17 protein-coding genes are annotated in these 19,907 nt (G+C 61.0%); 8 read left to right on the top strand and 9 right to left on the bottom strand.

What is annotated here, in order from left to right; all coding sequences use genetic code 11:
• Window positions 1-58 precede the first annotated feature (58 nt).
• Window positions 59-631: a xanthine phosphoribosyltransferase gene (locus tag ACS4NR_RS20740; protein WP_007962388.1), complete on the bottom strand. Its 573-nt coding sequence runs from the start codon at window positions 629-631 to the stop codon at window positions 59-61.
• Window positions 632-686: 55 nt separating this feature from the next.
• Complete coding sequence (rep, locus tag ACS4NR_RS20735; RefSeq protein ID WP_095137680.1) at window positions 687-2,696, bottom strand: DNA helicase Rep; 2,010 nt, start codon at window positions 2,694-2,696, stop codon at window positions 687-689.
• A gap of 262 nt (window positions 2,697-2,958) precedes the next feature.
• On the opposite strand from rep, the gene ACS4NR_RS20730 reads away from it, so the two are divergent.
• A complete protein-coding gene (locus tag ACS4NR_RS20730) occupies window positions 2,959-4,632 on the top strand; it encodes a putative bifunctional diguanylate cyclase/phosphodiesterase (RefSeq protein ID WP_115985835.1) in 1,674 nt (557 codons plus the stop codon).
• A 127-nt stretch (window positions 4,633-4,759) separates the two neighbouring features.
• Here the strand turns inward: ACS4NR_RS20730 and ACS4NR_RS20725 are convergent, their stop codons facing one another.
• Entirely contained in the window at window positions 4,760-6,157 is a 1,398-nt protein-coding gene (locus ACS4NR_RS20725; protein WP_456018215.1) for a NorM family multidrug efflux MATE transporter, read from the bottom strand.
• Window positions 6,158-6,316: 159 nt separating this feature from the next.
• Between ACS4NR_RS20725 and ACS4NR_RS20720 the strand changes: the two genes are divergently transcribed.
• The 3 genes from ACS4NR_RS20720 to ACS4NR_RS20710 all read left to right on the top strand — a co-directional run bounded on the left by ACS4NR_RS20720 (window position 6,317) and on the right by ACS4NR_RS20710 (window position 10,829).
• A complete protein-coding gene (locus ACS4NR_RS20720; protein WP_095137678.1) occupies window positions 6,317-7,237 on the top strand; it encodes a LysR substrate-binding domain-containing protein in 921 nt (306 codons plus the stop codon).
• Between the two features lie 181 nt (window positions 7,238-7,418).
• Window positions 7,419-9,395 (top strand): methyl-accepting chemotaxis protein, encoded by a 1,977-nt coding sequence (locus ACS4NR_RS20715; protein WP_443531857.1) that lies wholly within the window; start codon window positions 7,419-7,421, stop codon window positions 9,393-9,395.
• 219 nt (window positions 9,396-9,614) lie between these two features.
• Window positions 9,615-10,829, top strand: a complete 1,215-nt coding sequence (locus tag ACS4NR_RS20710; RefSeq protein WP_456018214.1) for an aldose 1-epimerase family protein — start codon at window positions 9,615-9,617, stop codon at window positions 10,827-10,829.
• Here ACS4NR_RS20710 and ACS4NR_RS20705 read toward each other — a convergent pair.
• Window positions 10,826-12,319 (bottom strand): YifB family Mg chelatase-like AAA ATPase, encoded by a 1,494-nt coding sequence (locus tag ACS4NR_RS20705; RefSeq protein ID WP_095137675.1) that lies wholly within the window; start codon window positions 12,317-12,319, stop codon window positions 10,826-10,828. The genes ACS4NR_RS20710 and ACS4NR_RS20705 overlap by 4 nt on opposite strands.
• A gap of 765 nt (window positions 12,320-13,084) precedes the next feature.
• The gene (locus ACS4NR_RS20700) at window positions 13,085-13,345 is read right to left on the bottom strand and encodes an accessory factor UbiK family protein (protein WP_011336527.1); all 261 of its coding nucleotides are present in this window, start codon (window positions 13,343-13,345) and stop codon (window positions 13,085-13,087) included.
• 413 nt (window positions 13,346-13,758) lie between these two features.
• On the opposite strand from ACS4NR_RS20700, the gene glnK reads away from it, so the two are divergent.
• The 4 genes from glnK (at window position 13,759) to sutA (ending at window position 16,540) form a co-directional block, all read left to right on the top strand.
• The gene (glnK, locus tag ACS4NR_RS20695; RefSeq protein WP_002555808.1) at window positions 13,759-14,097 is read left to right on the top strand and encodes a P-II family nitrogen regulator; all 339 of its coding nucleotides are present in this window, start codon (window positions 13,759-13,761) and stop codon (window positions 14,095-14,097) included.
• A gap of 36 nt (window positions 14,098-14,133) precedes the next feature.
• Window positions 14,134-15,471: an ammonium transporter gene (locus ACS4NR_RS20690; protein WP_095137671.1), complete on the top strand. Its 1,338-nt coding sequence runs from the start codon at window positions 14,134-14,136 to the stop codon at window positions 15,469-15,471.
• A 214-nt stretch (window positions 15,472-15,685) separates the two neighbouring features.
• Window positions 15,686-16,111, top strand: coding sequence for a secondary thiamine-phosphate synthase enzyme YjbQ (locus tag ACS4NR_RS20685; protein WP_003229414.1), 426 nt, complete (start codon window positions 15,686-15,688; stop codon window positions 16,109-16,111).
• Between the two features lie 102 nt (window positions 16,112-16,213).
• A complete protein-coding gene (sutA, locus tag ACS4NR_RS20680; RefSeq protein ID WP_456018213.1) occupies window positions 16,214-16,540 on the top strand; it encodes a transcriptional regulator SutA in 327 nt (108 codons plus the stop codon).
• A 191-nt stretch (window positions 16,541-16,731) separates the two neighbouring features.
• Here the strand turns inward: sutA and ACS4NR_RS20675 are convergent, their stop codons facing one another.
• The 4 genes from ACS4NR_RS20675 to dapF are packed head-to-tail and all read right to left on the bottom strand — an operon-like array spanning window position 16,732 to window position 19,907.
• On the bottom strand, window positions 16,732-17,439 hold the full coding sequence (locus ACS4NR_RS20675) for an HAD family hydrolase (protein WP_456018212.1): 708 nt from the start codon (window positions 17,437-17,439) through the stop codon (window positions 16,732-16,734).
• Entirely contained in the window at window positions 17,436-18,335 is a 900-nt protein-coding gene (xerC, locus tag ACS4NR_RS20670) for a tyrosine recombinase XerC (RefSeq protein ID WP_003229409.1), read from the bottom strand. Before xerC ends, ACS4NR_RS20675 begins: the two co-directional genes overlap by 4 nt.
• Window positions 18,336-18,337: 2 nt before the next feature.
• Complete coding sequence (locus ACS4NR_RS20665; RefSeq protein WP_097089519.1) at window positions 18,338-19,063, bottom strand: DUF484 family protein; 726 nt, start codon at window positions 19,061-19,063, stop codon at window positions 18,338-18,340.
• A 13-nt stretch (window positions 19,064-19,076) separates the two neighbouring features.
• On the bottom strand, window positions 19,077-19,907 hold the full coding sequence (gene dapF, locus ACS4NR_RS20660) for a diaminopimelate epimerase (protein WP_027610441.1): 831 nt from the start codon (window positions 19,905-19,907) through the stop codon (window positions 19,077-19,079).

Genomic DNA, 19,907 nt, shown 5'->3' with positions numbered 1-19,907 from the left:
GACTGACACGACGCCTTCGCGAGCAAGCCCGCTCCCACAGGGGGTAATGCGGTGTGGCTTATTCGATGAAGGTGACGACGCCATCCTTCAGCGATTTCACGCGGGCCAGCGATTCAACGCGGTAGCCCTGCGAATCCAGTTCGGCGCGGCCGCCCTGGAACGACTTCTCGATGACGATACCCAGACCGGCAACGGTCGCGCCGGCCTGTTTGATGATCGAGATCAGCGCTTGCGACGCCTTACCGTTGGCCAGAAAGTCGTCGATGATCAGCACGCGGTCGCTGCTGGTCAGGTGGCGCGGGGAGATGGCCACGGTGCTTTCGGTCTTTTTGGTGAACGAGTAAACGGTCGCCGACAGCAGGTTTTCGGTCAGGGTCAGGGACTGCTGCTTGCGGGCGAAGATCACCGGCACGCCGAGGTTCAGACCGGTCATGATCGCCGGGGCAATGCCCGAGGCTTCGATGGTGACGATCTTGGTAATGCCCGAATCCTTGAACAGCGTGGCGAATTCGTCGCCGATCAGCTTCATCAGGGCCGGGTCGATCTGGTGGTTCAGGAAGGCGTCGACTTTCAGGACCTGGTCGGAAAGCACGATGCCTTGTTCGCGGATTTTCTGCTGCAATGCTTCCATGAAGCTGTCCTCGTTCAGCGCTTGTGCGCCCTAAGCTTTAAAAAAGTGGTCAATTCTAGCGCTTTAACATCGCGCGTATATCAGCCAATGCGCTATTGCCGCGCACGGCTTTGACTTCGGTCGGTGTGTCGTCGTTGCCTTCCCACGCCAGGTCGTCCGGCGGCAGCTCATCAAGGAAGCGACTGGGCGCGCAATCGATGATCTCGCCGTACTGTTTACGCTTGGCGGCGAAGGTGAACGCCAGGGTCTGACGCGCGCGGGTGATGCCCACGTAGGCCAGGCGGCGTTCCTCTTCGATGGTGTCGGCTTCGATGCTGGAGCGGTGCGGGAGGATTTCCTCTTCCATGCCCATGATGAACACGTAAGGGAATTCCAGACCCTTGGACGCATGCAGGGTCATCATCTGCACGCCTTCGGCGCCGTCCTCTTCTTCCTGCTGACGCTCGAGCATGTCGCGCAGGACCAGTTTGCCGATGGCGTCCTCGACGGTCATCTCGCCGTCTTCGTCTTTTTCCAAGGTGTTCTTCAAGGCCTCAATCAGGAACCAGACGTTGCTCATCCGGTAGTCCGCAGCCTTGTCGCTGGAACTGTTGGTGCGCAGCCAGTTCTCGTAGTCGATGTCCATGACCATGCTGCGCAGCGCCGAAATCGGGTCCTCGCCGGCACACTGCTCGCGCACCTTGTCCATGAAGCGCTTGAAGCGCGACAGACGATCGGTGAAGCGGCTGTCGAGATGCTCGCCCAGACCGATTTCATCGGTGGCGGCGTACATCGAGATCTTGCGTTCGGTGGCGTAGTTGCCGAGTTTTTCCAGGGTGGTCGAGCCGATTTCCCGGCGCGGCACGTTGATCACTCGCAGGAAGGCGTTGTCGTCGTCCGGATTGACGATCAGGCGGAAGTAGGCCATCAGGTCCTTCACTTCCTGACGCCCGAAGAAGCTGTTGCCGCCGCTCAGGCGGTACGGCACCTGGTGGTGCTGCAACTTCAGTTCGATTAGCTTGGCCTGGTAGTTGCCGCGATAGAGGATCGCGAAATCGCTGTACGGGCGGTCGGTGCGCAAGTGCAGGCTGAGGATTTCCATGGCCACGCGCTCGGCTTCGGCGTCCTCGTTGCGGCAGCGGATCACGCGGATCTCGTCACCGTGGCCCATCTCACTCCACAGCTGTTTTTCGAATTCGTGCGGGTTGTTCGAGATCAGCACGTTGGCGCAGCGCAGGATGCGGCTGGTGGAGCGGTAGTTCTGCTCGAGCATCACCACTTTCAGCGACGGATAATCGTCCTTGAGCAGCATCAGGTTTTCCGGCCGTGCACCACGCCAGGCATAGATCGACTGGTCGTCGTCGCCCACCACGGTGAACTGGTTACGCTTGCCGATCAGCATCTTCACCAGCAGGTACTGGCTGGCGTTGGTGTCCTGGTACTCGTCGACCAGCAGGTAGCGCACCTTGTTCTGCCACTTTTCGAGAATGTCGGCGTGCTCTTCGAAGAGCTTTACCGGCAGCAGGATCAGGTCGTCGAAGTCCACCGCGTTGAACGCCTTGAGCGTGCGCTGATAGTGGGTGTAGACGATCGCGGCAGTCTGTTCTTTCGGATTGCGCGCGTTCTCCAGCGCTTGCGGCGGCAGGATCAGGTCGTTTTTCCAGGCGCCGATCATGTTCTTGATCTCGTCGACGCCGTCGTCGCCTGCGTATTCCTTCTGCATGATGTCGGTCATCAGGGCTTTTACATCGGTCTCGTCGAAGATCGAGAAACCGGGTTTGTAGCCCAGCCGCGCATGCTCCTTGCGGATGATGTTCAGACCGAGGTTGTGGAAGGTGCAGACCGTCAGGCCGCGACCTTCGCCGGCACGCAGCAGAGTGCCGACCCGCTCCTTCATCTCGCGCGCAGCCTTGTTGGTAAAGGTCATGGCGACGATGTACTGCGCACGGATGCCACAGTTCTGGATCAGGTGCGCGATTTTGCGGGTGATCACGCTGGTCTTGCCGGAGCCAGCGCCGGCGAGCACCAATAGAGGGCCGCCGACGTAGTTCACGGCTTCTTGCTGCCGGGGATTGAGTCGGGACATACGAAAATTCGGGAGTCGTTGACGAAATGGGCCGGCATTTTAACAGGCTCAGCGATTTGTGCTGCTCTGTCCGACTTGTGACGTACCACGCGATTCAAATTTGCCGGTTTTGTTACTTTCGCGGAGGATGCACGGTGATTTTGCGGCTAATGTTCTCATTCGTGACACAAAATAACGTTTTGATAACCGTTGTCATTTGGTCATTGAACATCGCAACGGCATAATGCCCCGCCCACATCATTGCAGAGTCTAGGGAGCTAGCTTGTCTACGCCTGTCGAACCCTTGCGTTTGCTGCTACTGGCCGAAGAGCCAGCGTGGACAGCGTTATTGCGCGAGTGTCTGGCTCCGATGGGGAGCGCGGCGGTGCTGATCAGTGCGCCGAGCTGGGATTCGGTCAGCAGTTTGTTCGAAGACAATCGCCACGCGGTGCTGTTGACCCTTCCCGCATTGCAGCCAGCCCCCGGCCGTTGCAGCCTGCCGACGGTGTTGCTGCTGGATCACGAGCCGGCCACCGCCCCCGTTGGCGTCAGCGACTGGCTGGTGTTCGACGCCCTCGACGCCGGCATGCTCCGCCGTTGTCTGCGCCATGTGCGTGAACGCGGCGTCCTCGAAAACACCCTGCAACGCCTGGCCGAACAGGACCCGCTGACCGGCATCGCCAACCGCCAGGGTTTCCAGACTCTGCTCGCGGCGCGCCTGGCGGAAAACGACGGCCGTGGTCTGGCCCTCGGGCATCTCGATCTGGACAACTTCCGTCACGCCAACGACGCCCTCGGCCATCAGGCCGGCGACCGCTTGATCCTGCAAGTCGTCGCGCGGCTGAAGAGTCAGCTTGAGGCCGGGGATCAACTGGCGCGGCTGGGCAGCGACGAATTTGCCTTGCTGATCGACACCCGCCGCGCGCCGCAACGCGCCGAGTGGATGGCCGAACGCATTACTGAGGCCCTGGCGGAACCGTATTGGGTCGATGGCGAAAGCCTGTTGATCGGCTCCAGCCTCGGTATCGCCCATGCCCGTGCGCAGGGTGGCGCCGACCCGCTGATGTGGCACGCGCACATCGCCATGCAGCAGGCCAAGAGCACTCAGGGCTGCACGTTCCATATCTTCAATGAACGCATCAACCGCAACGCCCGGAGCATGGCCGACCTCGAAAGTGAGCTGCGCCGGGCTTTGCGCCGCGATGAGCTGGAGCTGCACTATCAGCCACGGCTGAATCTTGCAGACGGGCAGATCGTCGGTCTCGAAGCCCTGGTGCGCTGGCGCCATGGCGAACGCGGTTTGCTGCCGCCGAGCGAATTCGTGCCATTGGCCGAGCAGAGCGGGCTGATCGTGCCGTTGGGCTACTGGGTGATTTCCCGGGCCCTGCGCGACATGCAGGCGCTGCGCGAACACGGGCTGCCGGCGCTGCACATGGCGATCAACCTGTCGTTCCGCCAGTTTCAGGACAGCCAGTTGTTACCGACGCTCAGCCGACTGATTGCCGAACGTGGCGTCGAGGCGCAATGGCTGGAATTCGAGCTGACCGAAACCGCCGTCATGCGCCGCAGCGATCTGGTCAAACAAACCATGGACGCCCTCGGCCGTCTCGGTGTGCGTTTCTCGCTGGATGACTTCGGCACCGGGTTCTCTTCGTTCGTGCATCTGAACAGCCTGCCGATCACCTTGCTGAAGATCGACAAGAGCTTCGTCGGCGGCATGGAGCAGCGCGAAGAGAACCGCAAACTGGTGCACGCGATGATCAACCTCGCGCATAACCTGCATCTGGAAGTGGTGGCGGAAGGGGTGGAAACGCCTGAACAACTGGAGTTATTGCGCGGGTTTGGCTGTGATCAGGTGCAGGGTTATCTGATCAGCCGGCCGTTGCCGTTGGCCGAGCTGGTGGAGTACCTGACCTTCGGCTCCAGCCAGCAGCCAGCCCTCGAAATCGTCAGTTGAACGCAATCTCCGGGTTAGGCATGAATCTCTGTGGGAGCGGGCTTGCTCGCGAAGGCGTCGTGTCAGTCAAAGCATAGCCTGCCTGACCCACCGCTTTCGCGAGCAAGCCCGCTCCCACAACTGAATCTCAGTCTGCCTGAGCGACTGTGTACTGGTTTGATGACAGAGGTTCGCGCTGAATCATCCGCTTCATCTTCCATTCAAACGCCAGCGTCAAACTCACCGCCGCACAGGCCAGCCCCAGCGCCAGACCCCACCAGACGCCAGTCGGCCCCCAGTTCAAATGGAACGCCATCCACCACGCCGCCGGTGCGCCAATCAGCCAATAACAAGCGAGGCCGACCAAAAAGGTGGTTTTTGCGTCCTTGAGTCCACGGATGCAGCCCATGGCGATGGTCTGCGTACCGTCAAACAGCTCGAACCACGCCGCCACCGCCAACAGACTCACGGCCAGACGAATCACTTCGGCAAAGGCCGGATCGTTGTGATCGAGGAACAACCCGACCAACTGGTTCGGCAACAGCCAGAACACCATGGCGAAACCCAGCATCACCACCGCACCAAAGACGATGCCGACCCGGCCGGACATCCGCGCATCGCTCAGTTGCCCGGCGCCGTAGTGCTGGCCGACGCGCATGGTGATCGCGTAGGACATTCCCGCCGGCACCATGAACGCCACCGAAACGATCTGCAGGGCGATCTGGTGTGCGCCCAGTTGCGTGCTGCCCATGGTGCCCATGCACAGCGCCGCGAAGGCAAACAGGCCGACTTCCACCGCGTAGGTGCCACCAATCGGCAGACCGAGGCGCCACAGTTCTTTCAGGTACTGACGATTTGGCCGCGACAAGCCGGCGCGCAGCGGGTAAGCGTCGTAGGCCCGATGCCGGCGAATGTGCCAGGCCAGCGCCAGCGCCATGCAGTTGGCAACGATTGCCGTGACCAGGCCGATGCCGGTCAACCCCAGTTTCGGCAGCCCGAACATGCCGGTGATCAATGCGTAATTGAGCAGGAAGTTGGCCACGGTGCCGCCGAGGCTGATGACCATCACCGGGGTTGCCCGGCCGATCGCACTGGTAAAGCCGCGCAGGGCCATGAAGCTCAGGTAGCCGGGCAGGGCGAAGGGCAGAGCGATCAAAAATTGTCCAGCAGCGCTAACGTTGGTTTCGGTCTGGCCGAACAGCAGCAATACCGGCTTCAGATTCCACAGCAGCAGCCCGGCCCCCAGCGCCATCAGCCACGCCAGCCACAACCCGGCCTGAGTCAGGCGGGCCGCGCCGATGATGTCGCCGGCGCCCTGACGGATCGCCACCAGCGTGCCGACCGCGGCGATCACGCCGATGCAGAAAATCGACACGAACGAATAACTCGCTGCACCCAGCCCGCCGCCCGCCAGGGCTTCGGGGCTGAGGCGCGCCATCATCAGGGTGTCGGTCAGCACCATCAACATGTGCGCCAACTGTGAGGCGATCAACGGCCCCGCCAGCCGCAGGATGGCCCAGAGTTCGGTACGCACAGGATGCTGCATGGTCATCACCACCCATCAATCAGAGGGAACAAGAGACCGTCGATTCTCGGCGCTTGGCAGGGTTTGCACAAAAGGATAAAAAGGATGGGTGGCATGATTAAAACTCATCATGAGTAAACCTCGCCGGGGTGGCCGGATGCCGCCAAAGGAGCTTTGTGTATGTCCCGTCGTCTTCCTCCCTTGTATGCCCTGCGCGCATTCGAAGCGGCGGCGCGGCACAGCTCGTTCACCCGGGCGGCCGAGGAATTGTCGATCACCCAGAGTGCAGTCAGCCGGCACATCAAGACACTGGAGGAACACTTTGCCTGCAAGCTGTTTCACCGCAGCGGACGCAACCTGCAACTCACCGAGTCGGCGCGGCTGCTGTTGCCGGGGATTCGCGATGGTTTTGCGGCCCTGGAGCGCGCCTGCAACACCTTGCGCGCCGAAGACGACATTCTGCGCATGAAAGCGCCGTCGACCCTGACCATGCGCTGGCTGCTGGCCCGGCTCAGCCGTTTTCGTCACCTACAGCCCGGCAACGAAGTGCAACTGACCAGTGCCTGGATGGACGTGGATTCGGTGGACTTCAACAACGAGCCCTTCGACTGCGCGGTGCTGCTGAGCGATGGGCACTTCCCGCCGGATTGGGAGGCCAGCCTGCTGTTTCCCGAGGAATTGATTCCTGTCGGCGCGCCGAACCTGCTGAACGATCAACCCTGGGATGTGACGCGGTTGGCCTCCACCGAGTTGCTGCACCCGACCCCGGACCGGCGCGACTGGCGCAGTTGGCTGGAACATATGGGGCTGTCCGATCAGGTTTCGCTCAAGGGCGGACAGGTGTTCGATACCCTGGAGCTGGGCATGATTGCCGCGGCGCGTGGTTACGGGGTATCGATGGGCGATTTGCTGATGGTCGCCGAGGATGTGGCGCAAGGAAGACTGAGCCTGCCGTGGCCGACTGCCGTCGCCAGCGGCCTGAATTACTACCTGGTGTGGCCGAAAACCCGTCCCGGGGGTGAACGTTTGCGCCGTCTCAGCGACTTCCTGCAAGGCGAAGTGCGGGCCATGGCGCTGCCGGATGTAACACGCTTGAGCTGAAACGTTAGAGCCGCCACAATGCCGGCCTTGTGCCATAACCCTGCTGTTCGCTCAAGTATTCGGCTTTACCGCCGAATACGTGCATGTGGAACCGTCGTGCAGGTATCCACGATTCACCCCCATTAGAAAATTATCCGAGCTGCGATCAAGGAGGATCGGCAAGTTCGGCCAGGAGCTGTCCATGTCTCAACCTCGCGCTCGGATCGCCTCGCAGCTGGGCCTCGCGCTCGCCGTGATACTGGCGATTGTCATCAGCGGCAGTACTGTCTTTGCTCTGCGTTCGCTGGATACCGCCAACCTCGCCACCCGTGAAGAACACCTCGCCAGTGAAGCGCGGCTGCTGGCCGACCAGTTGAGCACCTTCCACGGCACGTTGCGTGAAAGCACCCAGCGCCTGAGCGGGCTGTTCGAGAAGCGCTTCAGCGCCGGTCTGAGCATTCACCCGGATGCACCGGTGGCGGTGGCCGGTACCCAGACTCCTGGCCTGCACCTGGGCAGCGAAGTGCTGAACAACAACTTCAAGGAAGTCGACGAGTTCAAGCAAATGACCGCTGGGGTTGCCACGTTGTTCGTACGCAGCGGCGAAGACTTCGTGCGGGTCAGCACCTCGCTGACCAAACAGGACGGCACGCGCGCCATCGGCACTTTGCTCGATCATGCGCACCCGGCTTATGCGAAGTTGATGGCCGGGCAAGGCTACGTCGGCCGCGCGTTGCTGTTTGATCGCTCCTACATGACCCAATACACCCCGGTGCGCGACAGCAGCGGCAAGGTGATTGCGGTGTTGTTCGTTGGTTTTGACTACACCGACGCGCAGAACGCCCAGTTCGACAACCTCAAGCGCTTCCGCATTGGCCAGACCGGTTCGCTGGCGCTGCTGGATGAGCAGAACAAATGGCTGGTGGCGCCGGCGGGTGTCCAGGCACTGGATCAGGCGGTCACGGTGATCGGCGGCCTGGCCAAAACCCCGGGCAAGGGGCAGTTCTGGAGCGACAAGAACGAAGATTTTTACAGCGTTTCCGTGCCATTCGACGGTGGTCCGTGGGCGGTTGTGGCGAGCATGCCTAAAGCCGAAATTCGCGCGGTGACCTGGAGCGTCGGCACGCAACTGGCTATCGGCAGTCTGCTGGCCATGCTGCTGGCCGTCGGTTCGGTGGTGTGGTTGCTGCGCAGCAAACTGGCGCCGCTGAGTGATCTGGTGCGCCAGGCCGAAGCCCTCGGTGCCGGTGATCTGAGCGTGCGCCTGAACGTGTCGAGCAATGACGAGATCGGCCAGCTGTCCCGCGCGTTCAACCAGATGAGCCAGGCCCTGTCGACCATGGTCGAGCACATCCGCCGCGCCTCGGAAGAGGTCAACAGCCGCGCCCAGGCGCTGTCTGGTTTGTCCGGCGGTGCGTACGAAGGCATGGAGCAGCAGTCTGGAGAAATCACCAGCATGGCTGGCGCGGTGGAAGAGTTCAGCGCCACTTCGCTGAACATCGCCGACAACATGGGTGCGACTCAGCGTCTGGCGCAGGAAAATGCCCAGCAGACGCAAATCGGTCGTAGCTCGATGGAAGAAGCCTCGTCCTCGCTGGAGCAGATCGCAGGTGCACTGAACACCACCGCGACCGTGATCAACACCCTCGGTCAGCGCTCCCAGGAAATCGGCGGCATTGTCAGCGTGATCACCTCGATCGCCGAACAGACCAACCTGCTGGCGCTCAACGCGGCCATCGAAGCGGCCCGCGCCGGTGAACAGGGCCGTGGTTTTGCCGTGGTCGCCGATGAGGTACGCAACCTGGCTTCGCGCACCCGTCAGGCCACCGATGAAATTTCCGGGATGATCCACAGCATCCAGCAGGAAACCGGCAACGCGATCAGCACCATGGAGCAGGGCAATGTGCTGATGCAGGAAGGCCTGTCGCGTAACGCCAATGTCGCTTCGGCGCTGGCGCGGATCGATGAGCAGAGCCGTTCGGCAGGGCAGCAGTTCGCGGCGATCACCACCGCGACCCAGGAGCAGAGCAGCACCGCGACGTTGCTCAGCAGTAACCTGCAGAGCATTGCGCTGGCCAACAGTGAGCAGCGTGAGGTTGTTTCTAACTTGGCCGTGACCGCCAAAGAGCTTGAGAAACTGGCGGCGGACTTGCGCTCCGAGGTTGATCGCTTTCGTTGATACAGCCTTGATATAGCCTTCGCGAGCAAGCTCGCTCCCACAGTTTCCGGCGTGAATCACGATTTCTGTGAACACCCGAGATCCCTGTGGGAGCGAGCTTGCTCGCGAATGGATCCCCGCCAATTCTTGGTAAATCACACGATCGCAAGCTCCAACGCACTTGCTGAAACGTTTCCGCAGCGCTATAAAAATGGCACAACTCCAATAAAGGCTGCTGCCATGACCCCGCTCAAACTCGCCGTTGCACTCGGCGCACTCTCTGCTGCTTCCCACGCCATGGCCTGGGATTACGTACTTCTCGATACCAACAAGCCCGCGCAAAACTGGAGCATCACCAGTGAGCAGCTCGGGGTGAAAGCCGACAAGCCGTTCTCCGTGAGTCTGCGAACCTTGCACGGCGGACGACAGGAAGGTGTCAGCATCGTCGATATCGATAACGGCTCGATGAAACTCTCGGTGGTGCCGACCCGTGGCATGAATGTCCTGCAGGCGTCTGTAGGAAATGTGCGCATGGGCTGGGATTCGCCGGTCAAGGAAGTGGTCAACCCGGCCTTCATCGAACTCAACGGGCGCGGCGGGCTGGGTTGGCTGGAAGGCTTCAACGAGCTGGTGACCCGCTGCGGGTACGAATGGGTCGGCCATCCCGGCATGGACAATGGCGAGTTGCTGACTCTGCACGGGCGCGCCGCCAACATCCCGGCCAGCAGCGTTACCCTGCACATTGATGAGAAGCCGCCGTACGCCATCAGCCTGCGCGGCGAACTGAAGGAGCAGGCCTTCAAGAAAGTAGACTTCTCGGTCGTCACCGAGCTGGTCACCGAGCCGGGCAGCGTGCGCTTTGCCCTCAACGATACGCTGACCAACAACGGCGATTATCCGAAGGAATACCAGGCGCTGTATCACAGCAACTTCAGCACGCCGTTCCTCGAGCAGGGCGCCCGTTTTGCTGCGCCGGTAAAACAGGTCTCGCCATTCAACGACAAGGCCAAGGGCGACTTGCCCGACTGGCAGACCTACCGCGCACCGACCAAGGACTACGACGAAACCGTCTACAACGTCGTGCCCTATGCCGACGCCAAAGGCGAAACCCTGACCGTTTTGCACAACAAGGCCGGCAGCCTCGGTGTCTCCGTTGGCTTCAACACTCAGCAGTTGCCGGTGTTTTCCCTGTGGAAAAACACTGACACCCAAGGGCAGGGCTATGTCACTGGGCTTGAGCCGGGCACCAGTTTTTCTTACAACCGCCGCTATCAGCGTCCGCTGAATCTGGTGCCGACCATTGCGCCAAAGGCCAGCCAACAGTTTCAGATCAGCTACAGCCTGCTCGCAAACAAAGGCGCTGTGGATAACGCCTTGAAGCGCGTGACCGAGATTCAGGCCGGGCGTGAAACCGAAGTGCGGCAGACGCCGCTGGTTGATCTGACCGAGCATTAAGGCGTCGCTGGCCGGTATTGCAACGCCTCGGCCAGATGTTCGCGCTTGATTGCATCGACTTGCTCAAGGTCTGCCAGGGTTCTGGCGACTTTGAGCAAACGATGGGCTGAGCGCAGCGACAAGGTCAGCCGCTCACAGGCTGATTCCAGCCATTTCTCATCGGCTGTGGATAACTTGCAGTGCCGCTTCAGGCCTGGCAGATCGAGAAACGCATTGGCACAACGCTGACGCTTTTGCTGTCGTTCGCGTGCCTCGGCCACCACGGCTGCCGCACTGGCGCTGTCCTCGCCTGGCTTCACTGCCGGATTCAACGCCGTCGCTTCCCGCGCCACCGTCAGGTGCAGATCGATCCGATCCAGCAACGGCCCCGATAGCTTGTTGCGGTAGCGCTGCACCATGTCCGGTGTACACGAGCACTTGCCGCTCGGCTCGCCAAGATATCCACAGGGACAAGGATTCATTGCCGCCACCAACTGGAAACGCGCGGGAAAGCGTACGCGATCCTTGGCTCGGGCAATCACGATATGCCCGGATTCCAGCGGTTCGCGCAGCACCTCCAGCACCTTGCGATCAAACTCCGGCAGCTCATCGAGAAACAGTACGCCGTGGTGGGCGAGGGTGATCTCGCCGGGTTGCGGTTTCGAGCTGCCACCGACCAGTGCCGGCCCGGAGGCCGAGTGGTGCGGCTGGCGAAAGGGCCGCTGTGGCCAATGGGTCAGTGGCACGCCGCTGGCGACCGATTGAATCGCCGCCACTTCCAGCGCCTCGCATTCGGACAGCGGCGGCAGCAGCCCGGGCAAGCGACTTGCCAACAAGGTCTTGCCGGTTCCCGGTGGCCCACTGAACAACAGGTTGTGCGCGCCTGCCGCCGCAATCAGCAGCGCCCGTTTCGCGGCCATCTGCCCTTGTACTTCGTTGAGGTCGGGATAAGGTTTCGCCGCATGGATCAGCCCGTCCGAGACATAAGGCTCGACCGGCGTATGCCCGTTGAAATGCGCCACCGCTTCCAGCAGATGATCCACCGCAAACACCTTCAAACCCGAGGCCAGGCAAGCTTCTTCGGCATTCGCCCGCGGCACCACCAATGCCCGCCCGGCCTTGCGCGCCGCCAGTGCCGCCGGCAACACCCCGCGCACCGGCCGCACGGCACCGGACAACGCCAGCTCACCGAGGCATTCCACCTCATCCAGCGTCAGACACGGCACCTGCACACTCGCCGACAGAATCCCCAGGGCAATCGCCAGATCAAAGCGCCCGCCATCCTTGGGCAGATCCGCCGGCGCCAGATTCAGGGTGATCCGCCGCGCCGGAAACTGCAGCCCGGAATTGATGATCGCGCTGCGCACCCGATCCTTGCTCTCCTTCACCGCCGCTTCGGGCAGGCCAACCATGGTCAGCGACGGCAGACCGTTGGCCAGATGGACTTCGACGGTAACGGCGGGAGCATCCACGCCAATCTGGGCGCGACTGTGGACGATGGAGAGGGACATGGTCGTTCCTTGAGCTGAATCGGGGAGCCGCTTCCTGCGGCTTTTTGAAGGGTAGTTGGGGAAGGGCGATCAGGCGGGGGCGAACTTTCACTGGATGTTGCGGGAAAGTGGTCAACAAATTTCGAGGCGAAAAAAAAACCGCCTTGAGGAGACGGTTTTCATTTTGCAGGCTTCGGTGAGGCCAAGGCCTGCGTATCCTTTGCGGACACACTCACGTGCGGTCAGGTTATGCATGTTTGCTCATTGGCGCAAGTATCAGATGGGCTTGAAAGGGGGCAACGGTCCTGTTGCTAGCGCCTCCTAACGACTTGATACAAGTTGTTTAAATCGCTTTCTAAGGGCGGTCATAAAATCCGCAATGACGATGCCCACTCATGAAGTATTCGCGAAGTGTGGCCGGGAGCGTAAAGACTTCATGTTCCTCGACACGGTGTGAGACCCGTGCCGGTGTTGTATTCGGGGAACCCACACCCGGCCGCCTTAGCGGACATACTCACGTGTAGTCCCGAAGGTGTTCGTACGCCGGAAAGTGCATCGGAGGTTTGGCCCCACGCAAGAAGGGCCAAAGTATGTCTAAGTTTCTTAAACATATGTGGCGCCTCGTCAGAATCGCGTTATGGGCTTTTCGCCTGTACGAGTTTCTGCGAGACCGTTGGAATAATTCGTTGTAGAGGATTGATCTGACGGAAACCGCTCCTGCCTCGGCAGGAGCGGTTTAATTTCTTTTCGCAAACTTCAAGGCATTTTGGCTCAGGGTCTGCAGTCTTACTCGGCCGGCGGCGTCAGCTTCGCTTCCAGCTCGGCCACTTTCGCCTCAAGGCTTTCGAGGCGAGCGCGAGTACGCGCCAACACAACCATCTGACTATCAAACTCTTCACGGCTCACCAAATCGAGTTTGCTGAACGCACTCTGCAGCAGCATCTTGAACTGGCTTTCGATTTCGGCTTTCGGCAGCGGGGTGTCGCCGCTGAACAGGCGGGAGGCGGTGCCACTCAGGGCGTCGAGGAAGTCTTTGGGCGCGAGCATGGGAAGTGTCCTGTAAACAATGGCCGGCAGTGTATCACGCAGTGTCTATAGTCAATCTCGAAGTCAGGGATGCACGCTTTTCGCGCAGGCGGACGGACGGCAGCGCACCGTTGTTGTGCGTAACCGTCGGGCGTTTTTCGCGCAAACGCCTGTTGCAGCGGCCAAGGGATTGAAATCAGAGGAATTTGGCGAGATGGCAAGCTTTCTGCTTAGTCGGTAGTGACCCATGCACTGATGCAGTCGCTGTGACGAATGCAGTGCGGCAGGCGGGACGGGGAGTTTCGTCGGCAGCGGTTAGCTGGCGTCAGTCGGGCAGGTAAGGCCGACGATGCGTTACAAAGCCAGGCACTGCGCTTAGACTTGAGTCGGGTTTGTTTTCCTGGGGCAAGTCCACCAATTCGGGAGAGAGTTTCATGAAGCTAGTCACTGCCATCATCAAGCCGTTCAAGTTGGACGACGTGCGCGAGTCGCTGTCCGAAATCGGCGTGCAGGGCATTACCGTTACTGAAGTCAAAGGCTTCGGCCGGCAGAAGGGTCACACCGAGCTGTATCGCGGCGCGGAATATGTGGTCGATTTTCTGCCCAAGGTGAAAATCGACGTGGCCATCGACGACAAGGATCTGGATCGGGTTATCGAGGCGATAACCAAGGCTGCCAACACCGGCAAGATCGGTGACGGCAAGATCTTCGTGGTCAATCTGGAACAGGCGATCCGCATCCGTACCGGCGAAACCGATACCGACGCGATTTAAGCCGCCACAAACCCCAACGCCCCAGGAGAAAACAATATGACTCTGCGTAAATTCGCAGGGCTAGGAGCCCTGTTGTCCATCGTAATGCCCGGCCTTGCAATGGCGGCAGACGAAGTGGCGGCCCCGGTCCTCAATTCCGGCGACACCGCCTGGATGCTCACCTCGACCGCCCTCGTGCTGTTCATGACCATCCCGGGCCTGGCGCTGTTTTACGGCGGCATGGTTCGCTCGAAAAACATTCTTTCCGTGATGATGCAGTGCTTCGCCATTACCGGTCTGATCAGCATCCTGTGGGTCATTTATGGCTACAGCATTGCGTTCGACACCACCGGCATGGAGCAGGGCGTCGTCAACTTCAACTCGTTCTTCGGCGGCATGGGCAAGGCATTCCTCGCCGGTGTCACGCCTTCGAGCCTGACCGGCCCTGCGGCGCTGTTTCCTGAGGCGGTGTTCATCACCTTCCAGATGACCTTCGCGATCATCACCCCGGCGCTGATTGTCGGTGCGTTCGCCGAGCGGATGAAGTTCTCCGCGATGCTGATTTTCATGGGCATCTGGTTCACCCTCGTCTATGCACCGATCGCGCACATGGTCTGGTCCGGTAACGGCGGCCTGATGTGGGACTGGGGCGTACTCGACTTCGCGGGCGGCACCGTGGTGCACATCAACGCCGGTGTGGCCGGTCTGATTGCCTGCCTGGTATTGGGCAAGCGCAAAGGCTTCCCGACCACCCCGATGGCTCCGCACAACCTTGGTTACACCCTGATGGGCGCGGCGATGCTGTGGGTCGGCTGGTTCGGCTTCAACGCCGGTTCCGCTGCTGCGGCCAATGGCACCGCCGGTATGGCGATGCTGGTCACTCAGATTGCTACCGCTGCGGCTGCACTGGGCTGGATGTTTGCCGAGTGGATCACCCACGGCAAGCCAAGTGCACTGGGCATTGCCTCGGGTGTGGTTGCCGGTCTGGTGGCGATCACTCCGGCTGCCGGTACCGTGGGCCCGATGGGCGCACTGGTGATCGGTCTGGCGGCGGGCGTGGTGTGCTTCTTCTGCGCCACCACCCTGAAACGCAAACTCGGTTATGACGATTCCCTCGACGCATTTGGCGTACACGGTATCGGCGGTATCCTCGGCGCAATCCTCACCGGTGTGTTCGCTGCACCTGCTTTGGGTGGTTTCGGCACCGTTACCGATATCGGCGCGCAAGTCTGGATTCAGGTCAAAGGCGTTGGCTTCACGGTGATCTACACCGCGATCGTCACCTTCATCATCCTCAAGGTCCTGGACGCCGTGATGGGTCTGCGCGTGACAGAGGAAGAAGAGTCGGTGGGTCTCGATCTGGCACAACACAACGAACGCGGCTACAACCTGTAAGTACGCGCATTAAAAACTTGCCCGGTTCGCCGGGCATTTTTTTGCCTGGAATTTGTCATTGAAAGGAAGGCTGAAAGGATTTTTCGTACGGCTTTGGTCGTGTTTACGACGGGCATTTTTCTGCGGCCAATCGCTTACATCATTGCAGGAATATTAGGGCCTTTGTTTTTTCCCAGAGCGCGCTAGAATGCGCCCCGAACGTGCGGAGAACTGTATGTGGCAACAGACTCTGATAACCCTGCGGGCACGGCCCCGGGGCTTTCATCTGGTAACGGACGAGTTACTCGCCGGCCTGCCTGAACTCAAGGCGTGCCGGGTCGGTCTGTTGCATTTGTGGCTGCAGCATACCTCGGCGTCGTTGACCATCAACGAGAACGCCGATCCGGCGGTTCGTCGCGACTTCGAACGATTTTTCAATCGTCTGATCCCACAAGGAACAGACGGCTATGAGCATAACGACGAAGGCCTGGACGACCTCCCGGCGCACTTCAAGGCCAGCGTACTTGGCTGCCAGATCAGTCTGCCGGTTTCGGCAGGGCGACTGGCACTGGGCACCTGGCAAGGTGTTTATCTGGGCGAGCACCGTGATCATGGCGGTGCCCGTAAAGTCCTCGCCACCTTGCACGGTGAAGGGGCGTAAACCGTTGGTCACCAATGGTTACCGATTTTTTTCCGGCGGCTTTCGACAGTCGCCAAAGCTGGTCTATAACTAATCTGCTTTTCGCAAGTCATGAGGTAGAACATGAGCGACGATGATCTGGAAAACGACGACCTCGAAGTAGGCGACGAAGACGAGGCCGAGGAAGAACTGGGAGCAGCAGCGGAAGACGTTGCTGAAGACGATGGCGGTGATGATACGCCGGCCCCGGCTGCCAAAGGCAAAGCCAAGGCTGCGGTGTCGGTAGACGAGTTGCCGAGCATCGAAGCCAAGAACAAGGAGCGCGACGCCCTGGCCAAAGCCATGGAAGAATTCCTTGCCCGCGGCGGCAAGGTGCAGGAAGTGGAGGCCAACGTGGTCGCCGATCCGCCCAAGAAGCCGGACAACAAGTACGGCAGCCGCCCTATCTGAGGCGTGCCGCTTGCTTGCTGAAGAAGCCCGCCGTCGCTGCGGGCTTTTTCATGCCTGAAACAAAGAGGTCATGGATACACGCAATCCCCTGTGGGAGCGGGCTTGCTCGCGAAAGCGGTGTGTCATTCAAATTGTGTGTCGACTGACACGGCCTCTTCGCGAGCAAGCCCGCTCCCTCAGGGGATAGTGGATCAGTTCGAGAGGGCATTCCAGCGTGCGAGCACCGCTGGCAAGTCGGTCAGGCTACGGATTTCAGCATCCGGCAGTCGCTCCGCTTCCCAGACCTTGCCCGCCGGGTTGAACCAGACCGCGCGCATGCCCGCTTGCTGCGCCCCGGCAATATCATCGCCCGGATGATCGCCAATGTGCACGGCCGCTTCCGCACTCACACCACCGCGTTGCAACGCTTCGTGGAACAGTCGCGCATCCGGTTTGGCGATGCCGATATCTTCGGCGCACAGCGCAAACTTGAAGTAGTCCGCCAGGCCCAGCCGACGCACGTCGGCGTTGCCGTTGGTGACCACGCCGAGGGCGTAATGGTTGGCAAGGATTTCCAGGGTCGGTTCGACCTCCGGGAACACCTCGATCTGATGCCGCGCATGCAGGAATACTTCAAAGCTTTTGTCGGCCAGATCCGCAGCTTCGCCGTGGGCGTACCCGGCTTCTTCCAGCGCGTGGAACAGCACGCGCCTGCGCAACGCACTGATGCGGTGCTTGAGGCCCGGTTCGCTGGCCAGTACCCGCTCACGAATCCCCCACAAATGCTCCACCGGCACTGCGCCCAGGTTCGGTGCGTGTTCGCTCAGCCATTCGCGCAATACCGCTTCGGCACTGACGATCACCGGGGCGGTGTCCCACAGGGTGTCGTCGAGGTCGAAGGTGATCAACTGGATGCTCATGAATCGTCGCCTTTGCTGCGTTTGGCCCGTGGGTGGGCGCTGTCGTAGACCGCCGCCAGGTGCTGGAAGTCCAGGTGGGTGTAGATCTGCGTGGTCTTGATGTCCGAGTGGCCGAGCAGTTCCTGCACCGCGCGCAGGTCCTGCGAGGATTCCAGCAAGTGGCTGGCGAAGGAGTGCCGCAGCATGTGCGGGTGCAGGTTCTGCCCCAGTTCGCGTTCGCCGGCCAGTTTCACTCGCACCTGAATCGCCCGTGGGCCGAGGCGCCGACCTTGCTGGCTGACGAACACGGCGTCGTCGGCCGGGTTGGTCATGGCCCGCAGCGGCAGCCATTGCTCCAGTGCTTCGCGCGCCTTTTTTCCGACCGGCAGCAGGCGGGTCTTGCTGCCCTTGCCGAGCACCTGAACCATGCCGTCGGCCAGATCCAGCTGATCGAGATTGAGCCCGGTCAGCTCGGACAAGCGCAGGCCCGAGGAATAGAACAATTCGAGAATCGCCTGATCGCGACGGGCAAGAAAGTCGTCCTCGACCGCACCTTCCAGCAGTTGCAATGCACGGTCGGTGTCGAGGGTTTTCGGCAAGCGCCGTTCGCCTTTCGGCGGCGCCAGACCCGTCGCCGGGTCGTGATCGCACAGACCTTCGCGATTCAGATAGTGATAGAGCCCGCGCACCGCCGAAAGCAATCGGGCGAGACTGCGTGACGACTGCCCCTGCGCATGCAGGCGGGCGATCAGGCTGCGCAGGCGCTGAATATCCAGCGCCGCCCAACTGCCAATGTTCTGCTTGAGGCACCAGCCGAGGACTTTATCGAGGTCGCGGCGATAGGCCGACAGGGTGTGCGGCGACACCTGTCGCTCACTGCGCAGGTGTTCGCAGTAAGCGTCCAGTTGTCGTTCCATGCTCAGCGTACCGAGCGCAGGGAGCTGTTGACCCGTGGCAGCACGCGGCCCATGACTTCGGCGATGTAGCTGAGGAACAGCGTGCCCACCGAACTCTTGTAGTGCTGCGGATCACGGCTGGCGATCGCCAGAATGCCGTGGATGCCTTGATGGCTGACCGCGACTACCGCGGTGGAGCCGATCTGCTTGCGCTGTTCTTCGCCGAACAGGAAGTCCAGCTCATGTTCCCGCAGAGTGCCGCTGACGCTCTTGCCTTCGGTGAGCAGACCGCCGATCGCGGTTTGCGCGTCGGCATGAGTCACCCAGCGGCCAACCGGTGCCGGGTTGTCGCCGAGCAGGATCAGGCTGACAAAAGGCACCTGAAAATCCTGGCGCAGGCTGTCTTCGACGCTGATCACCACGTCTTCCAGGCTGGCGGCGTCCATCAGGGACAGGATCAGGCGGCGGGTCTTGTCGAAAAGGCGATCGTTGTCGCGGGCGACGTCCATCAACTGCGAGAGGCGATGGCGCATCTCGATGTTGCGGTCGCGCAGGATGCTCATCTGCCGTTCGACCAGCGATACGGTGTCGCCGCGCTGGTGGGGAATGCGCATGGCGGGCAGCAGTTCTTCGTGCTCGACGAAGAAGTCCGGATGAGCCTCCAGGTATGCGGCAACCGCTGCCGCCTCCAGGCTCTCGGACGCTGATTCGTCGGACTGTCGGGCGGGTACCTGAGGCTTATCGGTCATGGCTTCTGCTCACTCAAAGACGCACTTGTCCTTCGTATACACGCACTGCCGGGCCGGTCATCAGCACCGGGTGGCCAGGGCCTGCCCATTCAATGGACAGACGCCCGCCAGGCAGGTCGATCAACAGCGGCGAATCCATCCACCCCTGACTGATTGCCGCGACAGCCGCGGCGCAAGCACCGGTGCCGCAGGCCTGGGTTTCCCCGGCCCCGCGTTCCCAGACGCGCAGCTGCGCGCGGTTGCGATCGATGACCTGAATGAAACCGACGTTGACCCGCGCCGGGAAGCGCGGGTGGTGTTCGATTTTCGGCCCCAGTTCATGCACCGGTGCATTGTTGATGTCCTGTACGCGCAGCACCGCATGGGGGTTGCCCATTGACACAGCGGCCAGTTCGACCGTGGTGCCGTCGACTTCCAGCTGATAGCTGCTGGCCTGCGCCGGTGCGTCGAACGGAATATCCGCCGGCACCAGACGCGGCGCGCCCATGTTCACCCCGATCTGGCCGTCGTTACGCACGTCCAGCTCGATGATGCCGCCCTTGGTCTCGACGCGAATCTGCCGCTTGGCCGTCAGACGTTTGTCGAGCACGAAGCGCGCGAAGCAGCGTGCACCGTTGCCACACTGTTCCACTTCCGAGCCATCGGAGTTGAAGATCCGGTAACGGAAATCCACGTCCGGGTTGCTCGGCGCTTCGACGATCAGCAACTGGTCGAAACCGATACCGGTGTGCCGGTCGCCCCATTGCTTGGCGTGCTTGGGCTGAATATGCGCGTGCTGGCTGACCAGGTCGAGAACCATGAAGTCATTGCCCAGGCCGTGCATTTTGGTAAAACGCAGCAGCAT

This window comes from Pseudomonas sp. JQ36 (assembly GCF_053851495.1).
The sequence above is the reverse complement of the archived record's forward strand: the minus strand, read 5'-3'. Positions and strand labels throughout refer to the sequence as shown.